A 22,765-nucleotide genomic window follows, 5' to 3' on the forward strand; every position below is an offset into this window, starting at 1 on the left:
TGCCGCGAGGAGCGCCGCTCCGGACGGCGAGTCCGCGTGCGCGAGCGGCCGTCGCGTCGCTGTAGCAGAACAGGATCCGTGCGCCCGGCTCGGCGACCACGCGGTGGACGGTTCGCGGCGGCACCAGGACACTGCGCGCGGCCATCTGGCGGGAACCGACGTGGACGTCGAGCGGACCGTCGACCCCGACGACGAGGCAGTGCACGGATGTCGAATGGGGAGCCAGCCCCAGCGCCGGCCCCAGGTACAGCGCCGTCGCGCGCGAGACTCACCGCACGCCCTGAGGTGCGCACGTTTCCGGAAGTGCGACGGTGGTCATTCCCCGATGCTAGGAGGACCGTTCGCCGACCACCGGAGGTTCCACCGCGACCACCCCTCGCATCGCCAGCGCACTCCTCGCCGCCGTGGGCGTAGCGCACTTGCTGCCCGCCACCGCCGCCCTGTCCCGCGACCGGGTCGAGCGCGCCTACGGCGTGACGGTGCCCGACGCCGACTCCGAGCTCCTCCTACGCCACCGTGCGACCTTCTTCGGACTGCTGGGTGCCGCTCTGCTCGCCGGCGCGGCCGAGGAACGGTACCGGTGGCCTGCGATCGTCGCGGGGACGTGTCGGTGGGCTCGTTCCTCGCCCTGGCCGGCGCAACGGAGACCCCGAGCGCGGAACTGCGCCGCCTACGAGACGTTGACGTCGTTCTGCTGGCCGCACTGGGTGCCGCTGCCGCGTGCGAGGTGACAGGCCGCTCGCGGTCGGCGACGGATCGACGTCGCACGGCGGCATGACACGGCACTGGCCGTTCTTCAAGTCTTCAAGCCGCCGAAAGCAAAAAACCGCCTCCGAAGAGGCGGTTCTGCTTGCTCCCCCAACTGGACTCGAACCAGTAACCCTTCGATTAACAGTCGAATGCTCTGCCAATTGAGCTATGGGGGAATGAACTTTGACCGAGAAGAGACTCTAGCGCATACGCACTCGGGGAGACCAATCGGCAGGTCAGAGGGCCTGCCGGAAGGTCTCCCCGAGGGCGTCGGCGATCAGTTACCGGTGGTGCAGGTACCCGCCTCGACCTGAGCCGGGGTGCAGGTGGGGGTCGTCGCCGGCTTGGTGGCCGTCGGCGCCTGGGTCTGCGTCCGGGTCGCCGCCTGCGGAGTCGCGGCCGGGGTCGTGGTGGTCGGCTGCGCCTGCGTGGGCTGCTGCGTCTGCGTCGGCTGCTGCGTCTGCGTGGGCTCCTGCGTCTGCGTCGGCTGCTGCGTCTGCGTCTGCGTCGGGCGCTCGGCCGGCTTGGTGGTGGTCGTGGTGGCCGCACCGGCACCGCCGGTCGCAGTCGCACCCGCGCCACCGGACACCGTCGCTCCGGCACCGCCGGGGACCGTGCCGCCCGCACCCGCACCGGCACCGCCGGTCACAGTGCCGTTACCCGCACCGGCGCCGCCGGTCACGGTCGCGCCCGCACCGGCACCGCCGGTCACGGTCGCACCTGCGCCGCCCTGAACGGTGACGCGGTTGCCGTTGTCCGAGCTCGGCTTCGCGACGGTCGCCTCGACCGACGTGCCGACGGCCTCGTTCAGCGACGCCGTGGTGCCGGCCTGGATGGTCGCGCCCTTGAGGGCGGCCGCGGTCGGAACGGTGACGCTCGCGTCGAGGTTGACGTTGCCGGTCACCTTGGCGCCAGGGACCGCGGTCACGGGGACCACCGTCGCCGAGGTCGGCAGCGGCGCGAGGACCGTGCCCGGGAAGACGGGCGCCGTCGTGGTGGTGGTCGTGGTGGTCGTGGTCGACGTCGTGGTCGTGGTGTAGATCGGCGCGACGACGCGGGCCTGGTCACGAACCTCGACCACGCGGCCGGGGGTGACGGCCCACACGGGGTAGTAGGGCTGGTCGTACGCCGGGTTGACGCGGCGGTACGGGTTGTTGCCCAGGTTGAGGCTGATCGACACCGAGATGATCGGCTGCGGCCGCGGCTGCGTCCAGTTCTTGGGGTAGACCCAGAACACCGGCACGTCGACCTTGAAGTCGGCGGAGAACCACGGCTTCGGGTAATCCGGGCGCTGCCACGGCCTCGGCTGACCGGGCTGCCACGGCTTCACGCCGAGCTGGCGGCCGTACAGGGTGTAGCAGGTCTGGGTCTGGACCTCGGTGCTGACGCGGCCACCGGGGGTGGTGGAGGTCTGCTTCCAGGAGCCCGACTCGCAGATCTGCTGGTAGATCTCGATCTCCTGCTGCGTGTAGGCCCACGGCTTGTAGTTGGCCGGACGGACCATCGGCGCCGGGGGCGTCGGCTGGGGCGCGGGACGCACGCCCGGGATCTGCGGGGCCGGCGGGTAGTACACGGTGGTGTTGTTCGACGTCGACGTGATCGTGCCCTGCGGCAGACCCGAGTTCGCGACGGCCTGGGCGGCGACGGTGTTGCCCACCATCGTCACCTCCTTCGGCGGCACCGCGACACCGTCGGTCTGGAAGGCGCCCGGGTTCGCGGTGAACTGATCACCGGTCACGGGCGAGAAGGCGACGGGGCTGTCGCCCTCGGTCGACTTGCCACAACCGGCGAGGAGACCCGCGGCGGCCACGACGGCGAACGACGCGGCTCCGATCTTCTTCGTATTCATCTGGTTCCCATCCTTGGAAATGGAGACGGGGCACGAAGGCCGCCGCTGGACTCTAGGAATCAAGTCACACGCTCTATAGGGACCATGCCACGGTTCGTTACAGCCCGAGACGGGTATTTCGAGAAGTTCAGGGGAATCCCGGAGGTTCAGTACAGGGGGCGCACAGAGAAGACCTGTAGCTTCTGCGGCGCCCCCTTGGCCTTGAACCTGCGCGGTCGCACCTGGTAGCGGTCCTTTTCGGCGAGCGTGAAGACGGTCTCCGAGGCCAGCACTTCTCCCCCGTTCGCCGCCTCCGCGACCCGCGCCGCGATGTTTACGTCGACCCCGATGAGGTCGCCCTTGACCCGTCGGGGGGTGCCCGTGTGCAGGCCCGCGCGCAGAGTCGGCCGGTAGCCGTCGGCCACGTCGATCGCCCCGACGGCCTCGATCACCTCGCTCGCCGCTTCGATCGCCGTGTCGCCGTCGAAGGCGACCAGGGCACCGTCGCCCATGGTCTTGACGACGACACCGCCGTGCCGGCTGACGATCTCGGCGGTGGTGCGGTTGACGGCGTGCAGCAGCCGCACGATCTCGTCGTCGGTGCGGTCGAGGGCCCATGTGGAGAACGCCACCAGGTCGGTGAACAGGATGGTGATGGGCTTCGGCGGGAGGTAGTCGCGGTCGCGGCGGCTGATCATCGCCTGCCACGTCGCGGTGGCGAGGTTGCCGAGCTCCCGGGTCACCGTCGGTTCGTCGCCGACGATGCGGTCGAGCAGGTTCGCGAGCCGTTCCGTGGATTCGGCGTCGGGCTGGAACAGGTCCTTCTTGGGGCCGCCGGGCAGGTTCTCCCGCGCGGCGCGCACCAGGCCCGTCATCGCGGTGCTGCGATTCGCCCGATGAGCGGCCTCCGCACCCCTGGCCAGCAGCTTCCGCCCCCTACCCGGGCCGGCCGCAGGGCCGTCGTCGTCGGGCAGCTGGCGTGCGTCGTCGGCCATGCGACCGAGACTAGCCCGGCTGCCCCGTCGTTACGACGGTGCCCAGCGCTCGGGGTGCGCGCCGTGGCGAGCCGCGCAGACGTAGACATCGAGTTCGGCGGCGGAGTTGAGCAGCGCCTTGATCACGCGCCACACCCCGGAGCCGGCGCGGCGCCCCGCGGGCGGGCGGATTCCCAGGTTGAACTCACCGCTGCGCACGTCGTAGTGGTCGAGCACTCCGATCCCCCATCATCCGATTCGAGTGACCTGGGCCACAGGTTAGGCCCCGTTCTCGCGCCGCGGGAGGAATTGGCGCACGACGCGCCGATCGGCGGCGGTCCGTCGTACAGATGGATGCCCGCAACACCGCGTCGTGCCGGGTCGCCGAGACGATCGAAATGCGGCCCGAGGCCCACCTGCGCCAGGACTTCCACCTCAAGGGCGAATGGACCGACACCGTCGTCTACGCAGCGCTCCGGGCGGACCGCTGAGCCGGCGACCCGTCGGGCGGACTCAGCGTTGCTGGTTGCATCCAGGATCGTCGGCGCGGTCCAGGTAGATCTGCGTCGACGAGGTCGTGGGCGTGAGGAACCGGAGGTGCTGGATCAGCGCGTCCGGCAGCGGCTGGATCGGCTGGGCGTACGTGGTGCCGTCGAGCTGGCTGCGCGCGTAGAGCGTGAACAGTGACGCGTGATCGGCGTTGAAGCCGCCATAGACCTGCAGAGCGCGGGCCACCATGAGTTGGAAGGGCGTCAGGCCGAACCGGCTCAGGTCGAGCGCCGGGTCGAGCTGGAGGCGCGTCCCCTGCGGCACGCCTGCGAGAACCGTGCCGTCCGACCGTGTGCCGGGGTACACGACATTGGGGGATCCGCCCGGCAGCGCGTAGCGCAGGGCATGGTCGATCACGCCGGCCTGTACGTCCTGCGGCGTGATCATGCCCGCGAGATAGGAGAACTCGCCGCCCGCGTGACTCGGCCCGGCGGTGTGCCCGCCGGATCCGGTGTAGACGCGATAGCTCGCCGAGGCGATGGCCGTGCGGTTGCTCGCATTGAAGCTCTGGAACTCGTAGAGGCAGCCGGTCGCGTCATCGATGACCGCGAGGTGCGCGTCCGCGTCTTCGGTCGGCCGATAGGACGGCTGATAAGGGATGGCGAGTCGACGGTTGGTGTTGGTCACCAGTATGTCCGTGGTCGGCGTGCCGGCCGGCGCGTTGTAGACGGTGGTCGACCAGTCCCGGCTGTTGACCCATAGCCCGTTGTTGTTCGCATCGAGCGTCCGGATCCATCCGGAACTCCGGGGGTCGACGGTGGCGGCCGCCGGCACGGGCTGGTTCCAGAACGAATCGGCGGCGAAGTAATTGCCGTTGTTCGACGGGGCGCTCGGTGTCGCGCGGGGGAACGAGACGCCGAAGTGCGCGATCCCCGACGTGTTGAAGTACGTCGCGCGCACCCGGTGCTGCCCCGCCTGGACCGTCCGCGGCAGGTTGGTGGTCCCCCACTGCGGGGTCGCCTTGTCGAGGATGAGGGCGTCGTCGAGCCAGACGCGAGCGCCGACGTTGCCCAGCGTCGCGGACGCGATGTACGTGGTGGTCCGCGGGAAGTCGATGACGCCGTTGTAGTCGACGGAGAAGTTGTCGGCGTTGACCCCCGCCAGGGGCTGGCCGGTGAAGGAACCACCCGGTGCGTTCTCGCACTGCACCGCGACCGGGGTGCCGCTCGCGGTCGTGTTGTTGAAGTATCGCGCCTGGTACTGGTTCACGGGGCAGCCGGTCGGCGGCACCGTCGTGGTCGGGACCGTCGTGGTCGGCACCGTCGTGGTCGGGACCGTCGTGGTCGGCACCGTCGTCGTCGGCACCGAGGTGGTCGGGACCGAGGTGGTCGGGACCGTCGTCGTGGGAGTCGGGGTGGTCGTGGGGGTCGGCGCGCCGTCGCGCACCGTGACGCTTGCGACGTACAGGTTCCGGTCGCAGGACCACCGCCAGTAGTCGTTGGTGAATTCGAGCATCACGGGGCTCGTCCCGACCCGACCACCGAGTGCGACGGAGTAGGTGTTCCACCCCGATCCGAGGGTCACCGTGGCGAGCGTGACGCCCGCACGTTTCACCGCCATCACGGGAGCGCCGCGGCAGATCTCCCCGCGTGCCCGGACCTCGAGCTTACCACCGGAATTCGTTGTGGTGGCGGGGATCGCCACCGCACCGTTGCTCCAGAGCTTCACGACGGTGCCTGCGCGCCAGTCGGATACCTGGCCTCCCGCACTCGACGGCGTGACGGTCATCCCCGAGGGGCCGACGGTCGAATCGGCGGTCGCCGTCGCGGCGAGCCCTGTCGCGGTCAGCGCCGCGACGACGGCGGCGATCGTGATACGGACGGACCAGCTTCTCCTGGTCATGGCGGTCTCCTCGGGGTGCTCGCTGTCTTGAAGCATCGTCGGAGGCCGCTGAATCACTTCAGCAACTTCCGCCCATCAGAGAGCATTGAACCACAATTGCAACAGTCGTAACATCCGTGTTCGTGATCCGCTGCACCTGCAACCGTCGGGACCTCAGGGCGGTGCAGACGGCAAGCACACCGAGTGCTACTGTATCCGCGCTGGTCAGGACCGTTAATCGGGCTGCACTCGCGCTCGCGCGCGCAGACCGGCAAGGGGGCAGTAGCTCAGTCGGTTAGAGCCGCGGACTCATAATCCGCTGGTCGTGGGTTCGAGCCCCACCTGCCCCACCACATCGCCGCTGGTAGGCGGCTCGCCCCGGTACCCCGCCGCCCCGGCACCCCATCCCAACCCGGCATTACCCCGGCGCGCATGCAGGTGCTGCGCAGGCGGTAGCTCACGATTGTCCGAAACGTGTCGGTGCCACGTGGCAGCATCAGCGCATGAAGATGCCCCGCATTCCGCATGAGGTGATGGCCATGCTCACGCCCGCACTCGGTCGCGTTGTCGAACGATCAGAGCGGGGCGCCGCACTGGAGCTGTGGGGACTTCGACCGCACGCGGCCGACCCGGGGACCCCAATGGCCCTGGACGAAGCCGACGGCTACTACGACAAGATTCCCGAGGGGGTCACCCGGACAGTGGCATTTCCGATCATGAATGCCACAGATTCGCTGTCCGCGATCAACATACTAATCGCGCATGCTGCGAAGGCGACGCCGATGAATCACCACGCTGCGTCATTCTTGGCGCTATGCAGGACCGCAATCGAATCGTCGTCGCAGGCTATCTGGGCCATGTGTCCAGCCGATCGTGCTGACCGACGAGCGCGAGCAGCGGGCCTTGCCAAGATCGGACTTGAACACGCGCGGGACTACCACGCTGACGCGATTAGCGCCCACGACAACGGCCTGCAGAAGATGCCCGACCTCAATTACAAGCAGTCCCAGCACCGCCGCAAGTTCCATCAGGGCGAGCTCGATGAACTGGCGAAACTCCCTCAGCAGAGCGCTCGAAAGTACACGGAGCTCGTCAGGAAGGCCGCGAACTGGATCAAGGATCATCCGCCCGCACATACCAACGAGACTGCAATGGTCCACTTTCCGACCATGATGCAACTTCAGTACCGCCAGTGCTCCAGCTTCACGCACGGGCACAGCTGGCCGATAGACCTCGTCCAGGGGCCGTCAGGCATGTTCGCCATGATGGCCGACTCCATCAACACCGCACTCCTCACAACAGAGGTGGCCGTGTGCCTGTTCGAAGCGCAGTCCACGGACCCAAACGGTTCTCGCGAGAACTACTACCCCGCGCGACTACAGCCGACAATCGACGCCTGGCGCGAGTTGTACTCGGCCCCTACCGAAAAATTGCCCTCCGCAGTGGGTGACGCCAACGACGAAGGAGCCCCAGCATGAACGAGCCCCTCAAGGTCGAGCTCATAAACAGCGCGAACTGGTGGTTGCCGTGGCTGCCGGTCCTGGGCTCAGTGATCGCCGCGGTGGTGGCGCTAAGAATCGCCGCGACCTCGGCCAAACGGAAGGCGTCGCAATTACAGGTCGAGAAGGCGACGGAGGCCATCGCACTGCTCGCCCTAATGGAGGCCCGTTTCCGAGGTACCTATGCCCGGCTGACCACGGAAATCCCAGCCACCGCGGAAGCGCGAAAGAGCACCCGAGAAGCAGTCTCGGACTACAACCGCAGGTGGGGACAGTCGGTAGAACTCGCGTGGGCACAAGCCTACGCGTTTCTGCAGGACGATCTCTACAAGCAATTCGTCAGTTGCCACAAGCAAGCAACGGCAGTCCTGACCGCAATGACAGGCCTCGAGGACACGCTCGCCGAGGATCCCCGCGGAGACTACGCAACTGCACGACAGAACCTGCGCGACGCTGTGAACAAGCACTGGGCCGGTGTATACAACTTCCTCAATGCCGTTCGGACGGTGGCAAACACGAAGTCGGGCCTGAAGCGGGCCGAAATTCCGACGCCGGAGCCTCCTGAGCTCACCGAAGATTTGCCACCTTCTGATGCGCTCGCGGAGCCGGAGCCACCGTCGGACGAGTGAGGGGAGCTTGCTTGCCGCCTTCAGCCTCGGAGATGTAATCGGCGTAGACGGTAAGCGTGGTCACGAACGAGGCGTGGCCGAGCATCTTGCTCACTGCCATGTAGTGCTCGCCAGCCGACAAGCTGAGCACCGCGAACGAATGGCGCAGGTCGTGCCAGCGCGCGGGTGGCAGTCCCAGAGCAGCCAGGGCGGGCGTGTAGTACCGATTGGAGACGTTGTCGGTGTTGATCGGCTCCGTCCACTTGTAGGTAGCGGCGATCTCCGCTGCGCGGGCCTCGGCGCGCTGCGCGGCTGCTTCGGGGCTTTCGTCGGCTGCGGGCGTCGGGTCAGTGAGCGTCACGCCTGCGGCCTTCGCCTCGGCGCGGGTCATCCGGCCAGGGAACAGCGGCGCGGACGGGTCCAACCGACGCGGGTGCCCCGCGAGGTACGCGCGTAGATCATCGGCCAGCCAACCGTCCAGCGGAACCACGCGGGTGGACTTCACCGACTTGGGGGTGCCGGTAATCCACTCCCCTGCCTGGCGCGTCTTCGTTCGGCTGACCGAGACCATTCCCATCGCGCCCTTCTGGCGTGGCAACGTCACGTCGCCGATCTCCAGCCCGCGCAATTCGCCGGCTCGGAGTCCGGTGTAGGCGCTGAACGTGACGGCAAGGGCGTACACCGGCTGGAGCTGCACGGTAGTCATGTAGTCCGCCACCGCCGCGATCTGAGCTGAAGTGAGCGGCAGCGCCTTGAACGCGCGGCTTGGCGTCGTCGTTCGCGGCGATCTGCGCGGTACCCGCATGACGCGGCAGCGGCACCGAGTGCACCGGGTTCGCCTTGAGGGCTCCGTCGATCACCGCCAGGTCGAGAATGCGGCGGAGGATGTCATATGCCTTCTTCACGGTGGACCGGCTCAGCGTGATCATCTGCGGGGTGCCGTCAGCGTTTACCTTCGGCTTCGAGGCCTTCGAGCGGGTGTCGGGGTTGCGCGCAGGACGAGGCGAGAGCATCGCCGCGCGGAAGTGCCGTACGTCTGCCGCTGTGATCGTCGCGGTGGCCTTCTGTCCGAACGGCTCGGCCAGGTACCGGCGATAGATCGCCTCGCCCTCCTTGATGCTGCGCGGCTTCACGGTCCCCTGTTGCGACTTGAAGAACTCAGCCGCGTAATGCCCAAACGGGAGCGTGCCCGCTACCCGCTGATCCGCGAGCTGAGAGACGGTGCCGCTGTGCTTCGCGCTATTGAGCTCGTCTCGGCGCGCCTCGGCCAGCTCCCGCGTCGGGAACGTCTCCTGTCGGCTGCGGAGCTTCGGCTTGCCGCGCGCGTCCAGTACCGGGAGACCGAACTCGTCGCGGACCGGCTCGCGCCAGACCACCTCGTAGCGCTTGACCGGGCGACCCTTGCGCTTGGTCGTCGTCTCGTGAGCGCGGATGTACGCCATTACGCTGCCTCCTTCGCCTGCTCGATGGAGTTGCAGATGCGGCGCACGGTGGACGCCTGCCAGGTTGTCCGGCCCGCCGGGCTGAGGATGCCGTCGGCTGTGAGCGCGGCGGCGATCTTGCCGTAGCTCTGGCCGCTCTCCCGGGCCGCGACGATGCGCCGGGCGACCGCCTGCGGGACCAGGCTCGGGCGTCCCAGCTTCACGCCGCGCGCCTTCGCCGCCGCTGCTGCCGCGCGGGTCCGCTCGCGGATCAGCTCGCGCTCAAACTCAGCGAACACCGCCATCGTCCCTGCCAGGGCGCGGCCTGCGGGAGTGGTCAGGTCCACGCCGAGGTCCAGCACGACGAGCGCCCATCCTTGGACCTTCGCGGTGTCCAGGGTCTCCACCGCGTGCAGGAGCGACCGGCTGATGCGATCCATCTTCGCGACGACCAGACCGTCCGCGAGACCAGCGGCCAACTGGCCGAGCGCTTCCCGTAGCGCGGGGTTCACTTGCTTGCCGCTCAATCCTTCGTCGCGAAGGATGGTCAGCTCCCAGCCCCGACGGTCCGCCTCGGCGCGGAGAGCTGCCTCCTGAGCCTCCAGCCCGAGGCCACTCCGGGCCTGTTCGTCAGTGGACACCCGCAGGTATCCGATCATGTGAGTCACGCTGTCTCCCTTGCTGTCTGAGGCGAAATGCAACCGCTACGCCTCACGCCCCAACCACACCTCGTACACCTGTTCGATATATCGACGAATAGCTCTGTGCTGTCGAGGGATTCGCGCCTCATCCAGCGTCGTTGTAAGCACTGACGCCAGCCGCCCCTAGCCCGTGGGCCTGGCCGCCTCGCCAAGCTGGCAGCGGGACGGCTAGGCCGCCGCGATAGCTACGTGCCGCTACCTGCCACGGCCCCGGCGCTTGCCGGTGGGCGCGGGTGGCGGCGTGGTGGCCCTGAGCTGCGCGAGGGCCACCTCCATGTCCATTAGTCCCGTGTCGCGTGGCTTCGGTGTCGCCGGCTCCTCGCTGGGCCGCGGAAGTGGCGCGGGGTCCTCAACCTCGACGTCAATCACGTTGGACGCTGCGAGCTCTTCCGCGATCCACGCGGTGTCGGCGTCTTGGTCGTCGTCCACGCCACGGTCAGCGCGGGAGGCCGCACGGCTACCGCCCGGCAGCGTTGCCATGCCAGATAGCAACTGCTCGAACGGCTTCGGGTCCACGGAGACCTCCACTGCCGACTTGCTGGTGAGGCCAGCGCGGTCGAGCGCGTCCTTGATCGCGGCCAGCTTCACGTTGTCCGGGGCGTCGTCGCTGACGGCGATTTTCAGGAGCTCCTTCGCCATGCGGTCGGCGGCCATCTCCAGGCGGACACGGGGCGATGGAGCAAGATGGATGCGAGAGCACTTGGAGGGTACCTACTGATGGAGAGGCAAGATTGTGACGGTGAGTCAGAAGATGGGGCTGCGCCGCATTGCGGTGGGGTGGCTCGCCAGCTCATTGACTGCGGCCGCGGTGGCGGCGCCAGCCTCTGCGGCACCGGACTTTGTGGGCACCCCGTTATCGATTCCTCAAGCTGCACTCACGGGCTGGAAGTTCTACGGGCTCGAGGGCTCCGTCATGGCAACCGCCGAGGTGCCGAACGTTGCATGGAAATCGGCGATTGACCTCGGCAAGATTCGGGGGTTCGTCAGCATCTCTGAGCGCGCGCCACTGGCGGACCTAGCGCGAAACCTCTTCTCCGAGACCGTGAGTCCGCGCTCCGTGGGGTACTCCTCACGCGTCTCCGAGGCCGCCGTTACCCCGATCACGGTCAGCGGGCGCGCCGCCGTCCGGGCAAGCGCAACCATCACGGTCCGAGATCAGCCGATCAAGACGATGCGCTTGCATATCGTCGTCGTCGACACGACACCACGGACCTACTTCCGCTCGCGCGTCCCCCAGATAGCAACACAGCACACAATGCAAGCCGATGCCGCCGAAGCGGGGCTCAAGGTGGCCAACGTCGGCGCGTAGCCATCAGCTCAACGAAGCCACGGAAGCTGATCATCAAAAGCGGTTCTGCCGCGTGCACGCGTCACGTGCAGCGGCCTGCCATCGTCGATTCTGCGCCTACCGGTTCTGTTCGGGGCGGGTGAGGAAGATGGGTTTGCCGAAGGTGGTGAGGGTGTCGTCGGTGGCGTCGGTGCTGATGGCGACGGTGGCGTAGGTGCGGACTTGGACGCCGCCGATGCAGTTGTCGACGGCGATGCGGATGTCGCGGGACATGACCTGGGCGTTGGGGCCGACGACGGCCTTCTTGGCGTAGGGGATGTCTTTGGTGGTGCCGGGTTTGAGGATGCCGGAGATGTTGCCGGTCTCGGTGACGGTGTCCGAGAGGGTGCCGGAGAGGCTGCCGGTTCCGGTGCCGGAGACGCTGCCGCCGCCGGAGCCGCCGTTGGAGCCGCCCTGTCCCTGTCCGGTGACGGTGCCGGATGCGGTGACGGTGGGGGTGATCGAGGCGGTCGTCGCGTTGGAGAGTGATCCGCCGACGGTGAGGCTGTCGGCGGTCACGGCGCAGCCGACCTGGACACCGGTGGTCAGCGTTGCGGATTTGATCTTGCTGCTGGGCTTGCGCTTCGGGTCGTTCGGGTAGGCGGCTTCGATCTTCGCCTCACCGCCGACGCTGGAGAATCCTTCGAAGCTCTGGGGCGATCGGTTGAGCGGCGGGACGGAATCGAGCTTCTCCCCGAACTTGGAGACGGTGACTTTCCAGCCGTCGCGGGTGATCAGTTCGCGGCTGGTGTCGGCGAACTCGCCGTCGCGGATCTGCCCGGGGACAGGGACCCGCATCCGCGGTGCGGGCGGCGGGGTCACCGCCACCGGGGCGGCGGGCTTCGCGGCCGCCGCTGCCGGGGTCGGCTTGGGCGCCGGCGCCGGGGCAGCAATAGCGGGGCCGGCGGCGAGGGTGATCGCTGCGGCGGCAGCGCAAAGCGCGACAAGTGTCCTCGATGCCGCAGACGTGCGGGTGCGTGTGCTGGTCATGTGCGAACGGTCTCCCCCTGGGTGAAGTCAATCAGTGATGTCACATCGTTAACAACAGCCCCAATAGCAACATGCGCAACACTGGTTTGGCAACCCCGAGCACGTCACACCCCGTCTGTCCCGCGTGGGTGCTGCTTGTGCGCCGGGGTGTTTTAGCTGGTGAGGACGCCTGCGATGCCGGCGGCGATCACGCCGATGACGATGAGGCCGACGACGGTGGCCATGATCAGCCGGTGCACCGTCAGCTGCCGCTGCGCGGCGGTGTGGGAGGCCTCCCAGAACGGCAAAGCCGAGCTGGGAATGTGCTCAGCGGTAGCGCCGTCACCGAATCGGTATGCCTGGGCTGTGGTGGCAACGGTGACTGCGGGGACGGTGTGCAGGTGTCGTCCGCACGCGGTCAGCTGTTGCCAGGTGTAGAGGCTGTGCGGGTCGGGGCGAGCGTTCCAGCGAGCAGCGTCGGCGAGCAGAGCAGTTCGGGCTTCGAGAGCGAGCCGGTACTGCTCGATGAGCAGTGCAGCTCTACCCCAGAGGGTGGCGATCTTCGGGTCCGCCCACTGCACCATCGATCGCACTTGCTCGGGCGGTGCCGTAACTGCGGCGATGAGGCCGGTCGCGGAGAGTAGGTCTGCCGCGTCGGCAGGAAGCTCACCGGAGGGAACGCCGGTGGCCACAGGAGTACTGGTGGTGGGGTCGATGCCGGTCAGTTGCAGGATCGCCGTCTTCAGCTCTGCGGTCAGCCGCGCAGCAGCGAAGGAATCACCCGCAGGCGCACTGTCGCTGCCCGACGGATTGTCGTAGTCCTCGGGTTGGGGGTCGGGGTGGGTGAGGAGGAACTCGACTGCGTCGATTCGGGCTTTCAGATCCAGCGCCGCGGCCGCGGCGGGACTCTGCTCGTCGGTGAACAGGCGATACCAGTCACGCATCGACCGCACTGCAGGCCCCGGTCCCGCGTCACCGGACAGGCCATTGTTGTGGTGTTCGCGGGCGCGGAGGGTGAGCCAGATTAGGACCGGTGCGATGGTGTCGAAGCGATCGGGAAGGTGCCGGCCAGAACGCCAGTTCGACAGCCGCTGCGCGGTCACCCCGTGAGCTCCGGCCGCGTTCGCCGCCTCCGCGGTGTCGGCAAGGGTAGGGCTACCGGCGGCAGTGAACAGCTCCCGCAGTGCCGAGCCGAACCCGCCCTCGCCGGATCCATGCGGCGGCGTCGATGACAGCGGAGGGGGTGGAGGTACGGCGGGTGGTGTGGGCATCTACTTCGCTGTCGGCGAGCTTCGCAAGGCCTGCCAGAGGGCGGTGGCGCCGGCGACGGTGAAGTGGCTGGCGATCATCATCGCTAGCACGAACGCAAGGAACACCCAGGGCATGCCGATCTTCGCCCCCCAGCTGTTCAGGTGGGAGACGGCAAATGAGCACCCGATCAACAGGGCCGCACCGAACAGCAGGCCGATCAGCTTCATCGCCATCGCCCGCTGCGCGTCCGCCGCCTCCGCCGCCGGGTCACCACCCACTGGCGGTGCCGCTGTGTCCGACACCTGCTGCGTCACACAATCCCCCTGTTCCGAGCCCCGAAGTAACCCGAACCGCCACTCACCATTGGCGAATCAGCGGTTGCTGTCACCGAACACCAACGCACGTTACACGCTGCCACGCCCCCGTGCCGCGGCGACGCTTGCAAATCCGATATGCCTGAATACAGACCCCCTTGAAAGGGTCTGTATTTTACAGACCCCGGTCTGTATTCGGACACATTTATGCCCCTCTATCTGCGGTGATGACATGTGGTGGCGTTTTGGGGGTTGACAAACCCTCCTGGTGTGGTTGATTGCCGGCATCACGCGACAACTCGTCGCATCCCCCTGGTTCATCCCCCCTCTTCGAGGAGCTTGTCGATGTCAGAAAACAGCCCCAGCCCCGGTGGCTCAGCCGAAGGCGGGCGTCCGCCCCAGCCCACACCGCTCCCTGCGGGTGGCCCGCGGCACGCCCGCAACACGCCCGCGGGTGATACCGCCCAGTTCCCGGTGCAACGCCCCAACCCGAGCGGGGAGGCTGGACAGCGGCCGCAGCTGCTACAGCAACGTCTGCAGGGCACGTTCCTCACGATCATCGGCCTCGCCGGGATCGTCGGCGGTGTCCTCTTCTCCATCGAAGCGCCCCGGTTCACCCCGGTGCCGGTGGTGTTCTTGACCTTCTGGCTCGTCATGGTCATCGTCGGCCGGATCCTGTTCACCGGACTGAACAAGCTCCGCGAAGCCGGCGTCGGGGCCCCGGCGCCGCAGCAGGTGCGCGCCGCTGCCGCGGTCGCCGGGATCGTGGTCGCGGTCGGGATGATGGGCTTCGCCGCCACCACCGCAGGCAGCGGCACCGCTGCGGCGGCGCCGTGCCCCGGTGGAGGGCCTGCAACGTGTGGGCCGACCGGACCGGACTTGACCTTTGCTCCCCCGACCGGCCAGGCCACCGCTCCCGGAGAGCAGCCAGGCCAGCAGGGCGGTCAGGACCAGCAGGGCATTGCTACCTCCCCGGCGAAGGGTGGTGACAACGGCCCCGGCATCCAAGCCCAAACACCCGAGTTCGGCACCCCCGGCCAGCAGGCCCCGAACATCCCCGGCAACGAACAACCCGGCCAAGGCGGCCAGCAACAGCCGACGCAGGGCCAACAGACCGGCCGGCAGAACCCGGTCCGCACGACCGCACCCGGACGACCCGACCAGACCGGTCAGCAGCAGACCGGCCAGCCGACGCAGTCCGGACAGCCCTCCCAGTCGACGGTGACCGTCACGCAGACCCAATCGCAGTGTCCCGCTCCCGGCGCCGCCGGCAGTGGCGGCGCCCCCGGTGGGGGCAACGGTGGACCCGGTGCGCCCGGCACGGAAGGTGGCAGCGGCCCCGACGGGGACGGTGAGAACAAGGACGGCGCACCGTCATGGTCCTACCTCGTCGCCGAAGCCACCGGTGTCATGGCCGGCCGTCGCCGCAACACCAGCGGCGGTTCCAAGCCCACCGCCGATCAGGCGTGGAAGCTGTGGGACCAAGCGCAGCCCGGTGGCAGCGCCGGCCGCACCCCGGAGGAGATGGCCAAGATGGCCGGTCTCAAACTCAACCCGGACGGCACCAGCGCCGACCCGAGCTACGACATCATCACCGTCCCCAAGGAAGACGGCGACTACCAGAAGCTGATCCTGATGAAGAACCAGGACGCTCCCAAGCAGTACCGGTTCCCGCTCAACACTCCCGAGGGCGGCCGCTCGGTCAAGAACGACGACGGCTCCATTTCCGTCTTCGACCGCAACGGCGAGCAGGTCGGCCAGTTCAACGCCCCCTGGGCCTACGACGCCAACGGCAAGGAAGTACCCACCTGGTACGACATCGACGGCGACGAGATGGTCCAGCACATCGAGCCCGGGCCGGACAACGTCTACCCGATTATCGCCGACCCGTTCTGGGACAAGGTCAAAAGCGTTGGCAGCGGCGTGAAGAACTTCGGCGCCGGCGTCGGCCGCAGCGTTCTCGACACCGCTGAAGGTGTCGGAACCATGGTCGCCCACCCCGTCGACACCGCCAAGGGCATGGCACCCCTCGTCGGCCTCGGCGGCGACGGTGCACCCGGCGTCGGCGACTCCTGGAAAGCCGTCGGCAACGCTTTCATCGCGAAGGATGACTTCGACCGCGGCGACACCGCATACGCCTCCGGCAAGGTCGTCGGCAACGTCCTCCAGACAATCGTCGATCCCACCAAGGGCGCAGGAAAGGTCGCCTCCACCGCCGGCAAGGTCGCCAAGGGAACCGAGGAAGCCGCCCAGGTCACCGCCAAAACAACCAGCAAAGCAGCAGAAGCCGCCGGAGACGTAGCCAGCACCGCCGGCAAGACTGCAACGGATGCGGCTGGTGACGCAGCGAGTACCGCAGGCAGAACCGCGACTGATGCCGCAGGTGATGCGGCCAGCACCGCAGGCAGAGCCGCGACAGACGCCGCGCAAACAGCCGGACGAGCCGCGACAGACGCGGCAGGTGATGCAGCAAGCACCGCAGGCAGGGCTGCGACGGATGCCGCAGGTGATGCGGCCAGCACCGCAGGCAGAGCCGCGACAGACGCCGCAGGTGATGCAGCAAGCACGGCGGCGCGTGGCGGTGCTGAATCAGCGGGTAGCGCGGGGTCGAATACCGCGCGAGCGCTGGCGGAAGCTGCGGAAGGCGGCCTCACACCCCCGTCAGGAAAGATCCTGGAGATCTCGCATCCGCCGGCGAAATTCACTGTCGACCAGATCAATCAGGAGATCGCGAAGCTTGTAGAGCTAAATCTTGACTCGATACTCAATGATGGTCTGACAATAACGAAGCCCGTACGTTCAGGGTTCGATAGTATTAAGCAGAATTTCCTGTCGGCGCTCGGGAACGCGCCGACCAACGCTGCTGGTAAGTTTCTTGTCCCGAAGGGATGGAATGTAGATCACATAATTGACCTCCAACTGGGAGGGGAAAATGCGCTGGGAAACCTACAGCTCCTTAACGCGTCAGTCAATCAGAGTATGGGCGTTCGTATCGCGAACGCAATCAAGGCGGCCGGACTTGCCGAAGGGGATTTGATTTCCGAGATCATTTGGAAGGGTGGACAATCTCTAGTACGCTAAGATTGCAGTATCTCTCCCCTGTTGCCGCCCAAGGAAAGGCTCGACCTAATGGCTACCGTTGAATCAGGAGACTCGTCTAGCGGTGACGCTTTCGTGTCAATCGGAAGTGGCGCGATGCAAGTGTATGACGCCAACGCTGCAAGCACACTGTCTAGCATCATCAGTGCAATCCTAGGCAAGCAGGCTAGGGTCATCGCAGGAGACTGGCGCGGTGTGCAGTACTGGGTCGATGCCGGCGAAGGTGGTGCCGCTAGCTCGCCGGTTTGGATCTTTGATCCATCTACGATGGGAAATGATCAAACTGTCGATCTCGCGGCGTTTGTGCGCCTACTTCCGAGCGAAGCGATGCTAAATGCTGTTGACGCATCTTCATTTAACGCATGGCTGAGCTCAAATGACCGATCCTCGATAGGGGAATCGGAGTGTGTTCCCGTTAATCCTCCTCAGTTTGTTTCAGGCTTGGAGGATCCCAGCGACCGGGCGAATCATACTGTTTCCACAGCTGAGTATCTGATCTACTGTGCAAAAGCACTGCGGGTGATGAAAGATCTAGGACTCCGCTCCGGAGATCCGATTCCGGAGAACTTTAGCGAATTGGTATCGGCAGTCTAGCAGAGCGGAATTGAAGTAGTCTCGACGAAATTTGCTGAAAGGTCTTTTAATGAGTATTGACGCTAGCGTTCGGCGGGGAGTTGCCGGAGGTTTGATTGCAACGGTAATGGGGTCAGTGCTGGCTACCGGGGCGGTTTCCGCCGATCCAGGGCGTGTCGCAGCCGGGCCCTTGTCGATGTCGCGAGCGGCGCTGGCTGGGTGGAACGTCTCTGGTCCCGATGCAGAGGGCACGACAGCTGCCTCGGTAAAGCTGCCGGGAAAGAACTGGGCATCGGTCGTCGAGCTTGGGATTACGGGCGCTGACGGTCGGGCGAGCGAGGATGTGGCGCGGTCGATCGTGCTCAATGCACCGAATACATCAGGTTACGCGAAGAACAAGGCTCGCGTGGTTGGCCTAGCTGTCACTCCGACCAATATCTCCGGCGTCCCGGCGACCCGTGCTACAGCGAGCATCGAGGTGCAGGGAGCTCCTGTGCCCGCGGATCGATTCCATGTGGTTGTCGTGAACACCAAGCCTCAGACCTACTTCGTTTCCGCCGTCCCCTTTGAGACTGCAGATCGCATCGCGCAGGCAAACGCGGCGGAATCAGGGCTCATCGCGAACCGCTAGAAACCTCGATCGAACCCGGACACCGAGACATGAGTTGATGTCCGGGTTCGATCGTTCATGAGACACCTCGACCGATGACCCGTTCGCCCAGGGCACACGTGTAACGCGACCCGTGTCCGCAGCAACGTCACGCACTCCACCGTTTCCGATACAGTCCGCGAGGGCTGTCGGAGAAGGGGTGCGTGAGCAGACCGAACCCTTTGGGAAGGGTTGGCCGTGGTTGACGCGACTGATGACAAGACGCCCGGTGCGGTGCCCGGGGATGATCGATGCTGCGACCTGAGAGAACTTCGATCCGAAGCGTCTGACCGAGCAGCGGAAAAGATGGGCAGCCGACGCGCTCACCCACCGCGATCCTCGACGCCCGCTTCATGACCGACATACTGGCAATCGTACGGCCGAGACAGCGCCGCAGCAGGGCACCGTATGAGGCGTTCCCACCTCTGCCCCCATACGATGCCTCAACTCCGTAGGACAGCCACGGATACCCATGACTACTCCGCACCATTGACTCAGGTCAAGCGGCACGAGCGCACTTCCACAGATTCCACGAGACCCGCTGTAGCTCACTTAAAATCCGCTCAGTCCGGGTTCGAATCCCCGTGGGGGAACCTCGTTCTCGCAGGTGGATGGCGTTTTCGCAGTCTCCCCCGGCTTGTGCACGTCACCCCTGCTACCCCCGTGCACCCACCCGCGCTCGTGACAATTGCTACGGCTTCCTGTCGACACGCCGTAGGATGCGGGTTTGACGCGACTCAAGAAGGCAGGTCCCCCTCGATGCCGGACGGCCCACCACCTGGCCATGCTCGTAGGCAACGGCCTGAGCGTGGGTCCCGGCCTCAAGCGTTGCCGCGAGACCGGGACCGTTCGACTAGAGCGCGCCGATGTTGGTACCAAAGCCGTAGTGTTTCAACGACCGCATCGGTGTGCACTGCCTTCAGTATAGGCGACCTCAACCGTCCGCCGTCACCCAACGCGCCTACTGGCCTCCGAATAGCTGGATCACCGAGGCAAGCTCCTCGGTCGGCGGCGTGGCCGCGGGCAGAGCAGGGGCGGGCAGCGTGTTGAGCGCGCCGCCATCCTCCTCGGGGATCCAGTCGCCGTAGGTATCCGGGGTCAGCGTGAACGTGCCGTGGCCGAGCCACCGCGACACCTGCATGAAGTGCATACCCCAGCCATCAGCTGCATGGTGGCGAACGTGGCCGCAGATCGTGCAGACGGACGCCGTGGTGCGCCGGCTCGGCGGCGCGCGTCTTTGTGGCGGGCCTCGCGGGTTGGCTCGCCGGTAGACCAACGGCGATCAGCGCGGGCTTCAGGATCGTGTTCTAGAAGGCCCCTTCGCCAACGGCACACGCTACGGCCTCCAAGTTGTCGTGTAACCACCGTCGTTCATCCGGCTGGACCACCCGCACTTCTGGCGGCCGGGCGCTTCTTCTCGCTGCCCACCCCGGCGTCACCCCGGCCGCTGCGGGTAATCAGGCGATGGTTGGCCGGTGTCCGCTACTGCTCAACCGGTGCGCAAATAGTCGCCCTCACCTGCGTGTCTGCGGAATCGACAATCGCATCTTGCCTGGTCATACGTCTCGGAGCACGGTAGGACTAACGCTCTCATAATCCGCTGGTCGTGGGTTCGAGCCCCACCTGCCCCACCGACCGAAAGGTCATCGCGGAATTCCGCTTGCGGCCCCGGATACGTTGGATCCGTGACCACCTCAGCGCTGTGGATCAGCGGCGCGCCCGGAACGGGAAAGACCACCACCGGGTGGCGGGTGTTCGAACGACTCGCCGCCGCCGGCGCGAACGCCGCGTACGTCGACATCGATCAGCTCGGACTGCTGGGGCCCTTCGCGCGCCTCACCGGGGCCGGGCAGCACGCCGTGAAGGCGGAGAACGCCCGTCGCCTGGTCGAGGCCCTCAGCGAGCTCGGCCTCGGCCAGATGGTGATCTCCGGCATCGTCGACCCGAACCTCGACGAACCCGTCTTCGCCGATGCTCCAGCGAATCCCGGCATCGACCTCACGCACGTGCGACTCCGCTGCGACTGGCCCGAGCTGCGACGGCGCTACCTGGTCCGCGGCTCGGCACCGGACACCCTCGGCGACCTCGAGGAACTGGCCTCGCGACTCGACCGCAGCACGGCAGCCACCGTCGACACCACCGCGCGCGGCGTGGACGAGGTCGCGCGGGAACTGGTCTCCCTCTACTGCGCGACCGATCCCCGGCCGTGGACTGCCGCGCCCCGCACCCCCGCAGCGCGCCTGCCGACGACCGTGCTTCATGGCGCGACCGCCGTCGGTAAATCCACCATCGGCTGGGAATTCGTCCGACGGAGGTGGGCGGCAGGACGCGCGACCGCGTACATCGACGTCGAGCAGCTCGCCTTCCACGCGCCCGGTCACGACCGCGACGTGCACGCCGCCGCGTACGCCGCAGTGACCCGCGGCTACGCGCACGCGGGAGCGGACGAGCTCATCGTCGTGACCCGCGATCCGGACCTGGTCGCAGAGGCGCACCACGGCGAGACGCTGACGCGCGTCCTCCTCGATGCGTCCGACGATGCGCTCACCGCCCGCGTCGCTCTGCGCTCGCTGACGAGCACCGGGCGCTTGCCGGGCGATGCGCTCCTCGGCGCGACACCGGGACAGCAGCGCGCCATCGCCGTCCGCGCGCACCGGGAAGCGGCACACCTGCGGCGGTCGAGTGCCCACGACGGCGTGGTCGACACGACGGGCGCGACACCGACGTCGGTCGTCGACCGGGTCGAACGGGCGCTCGGGGAACCGGACTGACACTCACGCAACGAGCCCGGCACCCCGACCACGGTGACCAGGCATTCCGGCGCTGACTGGTTGCCCGTTCTCACCATCGCCCCGGTGACCCGCTGCCCGGTCGGCGCATTGCATAATGATGGGCGTGACGCAACAGCTGGAGCCCGAGTCCCCGTCGAACTCCGCGACTGCCGATGGGCATCGCGGTGCGTACGACAGCCACCGCGACGCCTGGGTCGCCCGTGAGGAGCAGGCCGAGCGCCTGATCCCCATCATCGGCCGGCTGTACCGCCAGCACGGCGTGGTGTCGTCGATCCATGGTCACCGCCTGATCAACCTCTCCACCTCCGCGGTGATCTCGGCGCACGAGCGCGCCGAGGAGCTGGGCCACCAGGCCCTCACCCTGTCGCAGACGGAGAAGGTCCTGCGCGGCCTCCTGGAGATCGCGCCCGAGCCCGCATCGATCGACATCGCACGTCTCGCCGTCCTCGCCGCGGACCTCGAGTCCGACGAGGCCGTGCAGGACCTGCTGCGCGCCGAGATCGCCAAGCGCAACGTCCCGGTCTCCGACGGTGACGGCGCCGACGTGGTGCTCTACGGCTTCGGCCGCATCGGCCGCCTGCTCGCCCGCATCCTGATCAGCCACGCCGGTAACGGCCACGGTCTGCGCCTGCGCGCGATCGTCGTGCGCCGCAGCGTCAAGAACGACCTCGAGAAGCGCGCCAGCCTACTGGCCCGCGACTCGGTGCACGGCCCGTTCGCCGGTTCGGTCTCGATCGACCCCGAGAACGACGTCATCATCGCCAACGGCACGCGCATCCAGGTCATCTACTCGGACGACCCGTCGACCATCGATTACACCGCGTACGGCATCAAGGATGCGCTGATCGTCGACAACACCGGCAAGTGGCGCGACGAGGAGGGCCTCGGCCTGCACCTCAAGAGCAAGGGCGCCGCGCGCGTGCTGCTCACCGCGCCCGGCAAGGCGCCGCTGAAGAACATCGTGCACGGCATCAACGACAGCACCATCACCGACGAGGACTCGATCCTCTCGGCCGCGTCGTGCACCACGAACGCGATCACCCCGGTCCTCGCGGCTCTGGACGAGGCCTACGGCATCCAGCGCGGCCACGTCGAGACCGTGCACTCGTTCACCAACGATCAGAACCTGATCGACAACCTCCACAAGGGCGATCGCCGCGGACGCTCGGCGGTGCTCAACATGGTGATCACCGAGACCGGCGCCGCAAAGGCCGTCTCGAAGGCGCTGCCGCAGCTCGAGGGCAAGCTCACGGGCTCGTCCATCCGCGTCCCCACGCCCGACGTCTCGCTGGCGATCCTCAACATCACCCTCGAGAAGCCGACCAGCAAGGACGAGGTCAACGACTACCTCCGTCGCGTCTCGCTGCACTCGAAGCTGCGCCAGCAGATCGACTACATCGAGTCCCCCGAGGTCGTGTCGACGGACTTCGTGGGCTCGCACCGCGCCGGCATCGTCGACGGTCTCGCGACCATCGCCGACGGCAAGGACCTCGTGCTCTACGTCTGGTACGACAACGAGTACGGCTACTCCTGCCAGGTGGTCCGCGTGCTCGAGCGCATGTCCGGCGTGCACCCCGTGGTGATCCCGGCCCGCGCCGACGTCCGCGTCGAGGCCTAGTACCCGAAACCGTCGCCGCCCC

20 protein-coding genes and 2 tRNA genes are annotated in these 22,765 nt (G+C 67.1%); 10 read left to right on the plus strand and 12 right to left on the minus strand.

Going from position 1 to position 22,765, the window contains the following annotated elements; genetic code table 11:
• Positions 1-404: 404 nt before the first annotated feature.
• Complete coding sequence (locus tag FK530_RS08385; protein ID WP_146486561.1) at positions 405-731, plus strand: hypothetical protein; 327 nt, start codon at positions 405-407, stop codon at positions 729-731.
• A 122-nt stretch (positions 732-853) separates the two neighbouring features.
• Here the strand turns inward: FK530_RS08385 and FK530_RS08390 are convergent.
• From FK530_RS08390 to FK530_RS08405, 4 genes are all read right to left on the minus strand, one after another.
• Positions 854-926 (minus strand) — tRNA-Asn (locus FK530_RS08390).
• Between the two features lie 101 nt (positions 927-1,027).
• Complete coding sequence (locus FK530_RS25800; protein WP_158645052.1) at positions 1,028-2,599, minus strand: hypothetical protein; 1,572 nt, start codon at positions 2,597-2,599, stop codon at positions 1,028-1,030.
• A gap of 146 nt (positions 2,600-2,745) precedes the next feature.
• The gene (locus FK530_RS08400) at positions 2,746-3,573 is read right to left on the minus strand and encodes an adenylate/guanylate cyclase domain-containing protein (RefSeq protein ID WP_146486562.1); all 828 of its coding nucleotides are present in this window, start codon (positions 3,571-3,573) and stop codon (positions 2,746-2,748) included.
• 30 nt (positions 3,574-3,603) lie between these two features.
• Positions 3,604-3,789, minus strand: coding sequence for a hypothetical protein (locus FK530_RS08405; RefSeq protein ID WP_146486563.1), 186 nt, complete (start codon positions 3,787-3,789; stop codon positions 3,604-3,606).
• A 113-nt stretch (positions 3,790-3,902) separates the two neighbouring features.
• Between FK530_RS08405 and FK530_RS08410 the strand changes: the two genes are divergently transcribed.
• Complete coding sequence (locus tag FK530_RS08410; protein WP_146486564.1) at positions 3,903-4,043, plus strand: GNAT family N-acetyltransferase; 141 nt, start codon at positions 3,903-3,905, stop codon at positions 4,041-4,043.
• Between the two features lie 22 nt (positions 4,044-4,065).
• Here FK530_RS08410 and FK530_RS08415 read toward each other — a convergent pair whose 3' ends face one another.
• A complete protein-coding gene (locus tag FK530_RS08415; protein WP_191834065.1) occupies positions 4,066-5,943 on the minus strand; it encodes a carbohydrate-binding domain-containing protein in 1,878 nt (625 codons plus the stop codon).
• Positions 5,944-6,198: 255 nt separating this feature from the next.
• On the opposite strand from FK530_RS08415, the gene FK530_RS08420 reads away from it, so the two are divergent.
• From FK530_RS08420 to FK530_RS08430, 3 genes are all read left to right on the plus strand, one after another.
• Positions 6,199-6,275, plus strand: a tRNA-Ile gene (locus tag FK530_RS08420).
• Between the two features lie 150 nt (positions 6,276-6,425).
• Positions 6,426-7,400 carry a hypothetical protein gene (locus FK530_RS08425; RefSeq protein WP_146486566.1) on the plus strand — a complete coding sequence of 325 codons (975 nt, stop codon included), beginning with the start codon at positions 6,426-6,428 and terminating at the stop codon, positions 7,398-7,400.
• Complete coding sequence (locus FK530_RS08430) at positions 7,397-8,050, plus strand: hypothetical protein (RefSeq protein ID WP_146486567.1); 654 nt, start codon at positions 7,397-7,399, stop codon at positions 8,048-8,050. Before FK530_RS08425 ends, FK530_RS08430 begins: the two co-directional genes overlap by 4 nt.
• Here FK530_RS08430 and FK530_RS08435 read toward each other — a convergent pair.
• The 3 genes from FK530_RS08435 to FK530_RS08445 form a co-directional block, all read right to left on the minus strand.
• Positions 7,989-8,834, minus strand: coding sequence for a tyrosine-type recombinase/integrase (locus FK530_RS08435; protein ID WP_146486568.1), 846 nt, complete (start codon positions 8,832-8,834; stop codon positions 7,989-7,991). The genes FK530_RS08430 and FK530_RS08435 overlap by 62 nt on opposite strands.
• A 636-nt stretch (positions 8,835-9,470) precedes the next feature.
• On the minus strand, positions 9,471-10,109 hold the full coding sequence (locus FK530_RS08440) for a recombinase family protein (RefSeq protein ID WP_146486694.1): 639 nt from the start codon (positions 10,107-10,109) through the stop codon (positions 9,471-9,473).
• Positions 10,110-10,346: 237 nt separating this feature from the next.
• A complete protein-coding gene (locus tag FK530_RS08445; RefSeq protein WP_158645054.1) occupies positions 10,347-10,790 on the minus strand; it encodes a hypothetical protein in 444 nt (147 codons plus the stop codon).
• Between the two features lie 100 nt (positions 10,791-10,890).
• Between FK530_RS08445 and FK530_RS08450 the strand changes: the two genes are divergently transcribed.
• Positions 10,891-11,460, plus strand: a complete 570-nt coding sequence (locus tag FK530_RS08450; RefSeq protein ID WP_146486570.1) for a hypothetical protein — start codon at positions 10,891-10,893, stop codon at positions 11,458-11,460.
• Positions 11,461-11,556: 96 nt separating this feature from the next.
• On the opposite strand, the gene FK530_RS08455 is transcribed toward FK530_RS08450, so the two are convergent.
• From FK530_RS08455 to FK530_RS08465, 3 genes are all read right to left on the minus strand, one after another.
• Positions 11,557-12,468, minus strand: coding sequence for an MspA family porin (locus FK530_RS08455; RefSeq protein WP_158645055.1), 912 nt, complete (start codon positions 12,466-12,468; stop codon positions 11,557-11,559).
• A gap of 152 nt (positions 12,469-12,620) precedes the next feature.
• Positions 12,621-13,550: a hypothetical protein gene (locus FK530_RS08460; protein ID WP_146486572.1), complete on the minus strand. Its 930-nt coding sequence runs from the start codon at positions 13,548-13,550 to the stop codon at positions 12,621-12,623.
• A gap of 168 nt (positions 13,551-13,718) precedes the next feature.
• Positions 13,719-14,012: a hypothetical protein gene (locus tag FK530_RS08465; RefSeq protein ID WP_146486573.1), complete on the minus strand. Its 294-nt coding sequence runs from the start codon at positions 14,010-14,012 to the stop codon at positions 13,719-13,721.
• A 474-nt stretch (positions 14,013-14,486) separates the two neighbouring features.
• Between FK530_RS08465 and FK530_RS25805 the strand changes: the two genes are divergently transcribed.
• On the plus strand, positions 14,487-17,093 hold the full coding sequence (locus tag FK530_RS25805) for an HNH endonuclease signature motif containing protein (RefSeq protein WP_158645056.1): 2,607 nt from the start codon (positions 14,487-14,489) through the stop codon (positions 17,091-17,093).
• Positions 17,094-17,141: 48 nt separating this feature from the next.
• A complete protein-coding gene (locus tag FK530_RS08485) occupies positions 17,142-17,705 on the plus strand; it encodes a hypothetical protein (protein WP_146486576.1) in 564 nt (187 codons plus the stop codon).
• A 1,589-nt stretch (positions 17,706-19,294) separates the two neighbouring features.
• Here FK530_RS08485 and FK530_RS26640 read toward each other — a convergent pair.
• Complete coding sequence (locus FK530_RS26640; protein WP_231706549.1) at positions 19,295-19,483, minus strand: hypothetical protein; 189 nt, start codon at positions 19,481-19,483, stop codon at positions 19,295-19,297.
• A 535-nt stretch (positions 19,484-20,018) separates the two neighbouring features.
• On the opposite strand from FK530_RS26640, the gene FK530_RS08495 reads away from it, so the two are divergent.
• Together FK530_RS08495 and FK530_RS08500 are read left to right on the plus strand one after the other, a co-directional pair.
• Entirely contained in the window at positions 20,019-21,104 is a 1,086-nt protein-coding gene (locus FK530_RS08495) for a hypothetical protein (protein WP_146486577.1), read from the plus strand.
• 136 nt (positions 21,105-21,240) lie between these two features.
• Positions 21,241-22,743 carry a glyceraldehyde-3-phosphate dehydrogenase gene (locus FK530_RS08500; RefSeq protein ID WP_262406658.1) on the plus strand — a complete coding sequence of 501 codons (1,503 nt, stop codon included), beginning with the start codon at positions 21,241-21,243 and terminating at the stop codon, positions 22,741-22,743.
• The last annotated feature ends 22 nt before the right edge of the window (positions 22,744-22,765 follow it).

It is taken from the genome of Tsukamurella conjunctivitidis (assembly GCF_007858475.1).
In the GTDB taxonomy this organism is placed as follows: domain Bacteria; phylum Actinomycetota; class Actinomycetes; order Mycobacteriales; family Mycobacteriaceae; genus Tsukamurella; species Tsukamurella conjunctivitidis.

Excerpts from the sequence above, each read along its gene's own strand:
- FK530_RS25800 (WP_158645052.1), bottom strand. The coding sequence starts at position 2,599 with ATGAATACGAAGAAGATCGGAGCCGCGTCGTTCGCCGTCGTGGCCGCC.
- FK530_RS08400 (WP_146486562.1), bottom strand. The coding sequence starts at position 3,573 with ATGGCCGACGACGCACGCCAGCTGCCCGACGACGACGGCCCTGCGGCC.
- FK530_RS08410 (WP_146486564.1), top strand. The coding sequence starts at position 3,903 with ATGGATGCCCGCAACACCGCGTCGTGCCGGGTCGCCGAGACGATCGAA.
- FK530_RS08415 (WP_191834065.1), bottom strand. The coding sequence starts at position 5,943 with ATGACCAGGAGAAGCTGGTCCGTCCGTATCACGATCGCCGCCGTCGTC.
- FK530_RS08425 (WP_146486566.1), top strand. The coding sequence starts at position 6,426 with ATGAAGATGCCCCGCATTCCGCATGAGGTGATGGCCATGCTCACGCCC.
- FK530_RS08430 (WP_146486567.1), top strand. The coding sequence starts at position 7,397 with ATGAACGAGCCCCTCAAGGTCGAGCTCATAAACAGCGCGAACTGGTGG.
- FK530_RS08435 (WP_146486568.1), bottom strand. The coding sequence starts at position 8,834 with ATGCGGGTACCGCGCAGATCGCCGCGAACGACGACGCCAAGCCGCGCG.
- FK530_RS08440 (WP_146486694.1), bottom strand. The coding sequence starts at position 10,109 with ATGATCGGATACCTGCGGGTGTCCACTGACGAACAGGCCCGGAGTGGC.
- FK530_RS08445 (WP_158645054.1), bottom strand. The coding sequence starts at position 10,790 with ATGGCGAAGGAGCTCCTGAAAATCGCCGTCAGCGACGACGCCCCGGAC.
- FK530_RS08455 (WP_158645055.1), bottom strand. The coding sequence starts at position 12,468 with ATGACCAGCACACGCACCCGCACGTCTGCGGCATCGAGGACACTTGTC.
- FK530_RS08485 (WP_146486576.1), top strand. The coding sequence starts at position 17,142 with ATGGCTACCGTTGAATCAGGAGACTCGTCTAGCGGTGACGCTTTCGTG.
- FK530_RS26640 (WP_231706549.1), bottom strand. The coding sequence starts at position 19,483 with ATGCACTTCATGCAGGTGTCGCGGTGGCTCGGCCACGGCACGTTCACG.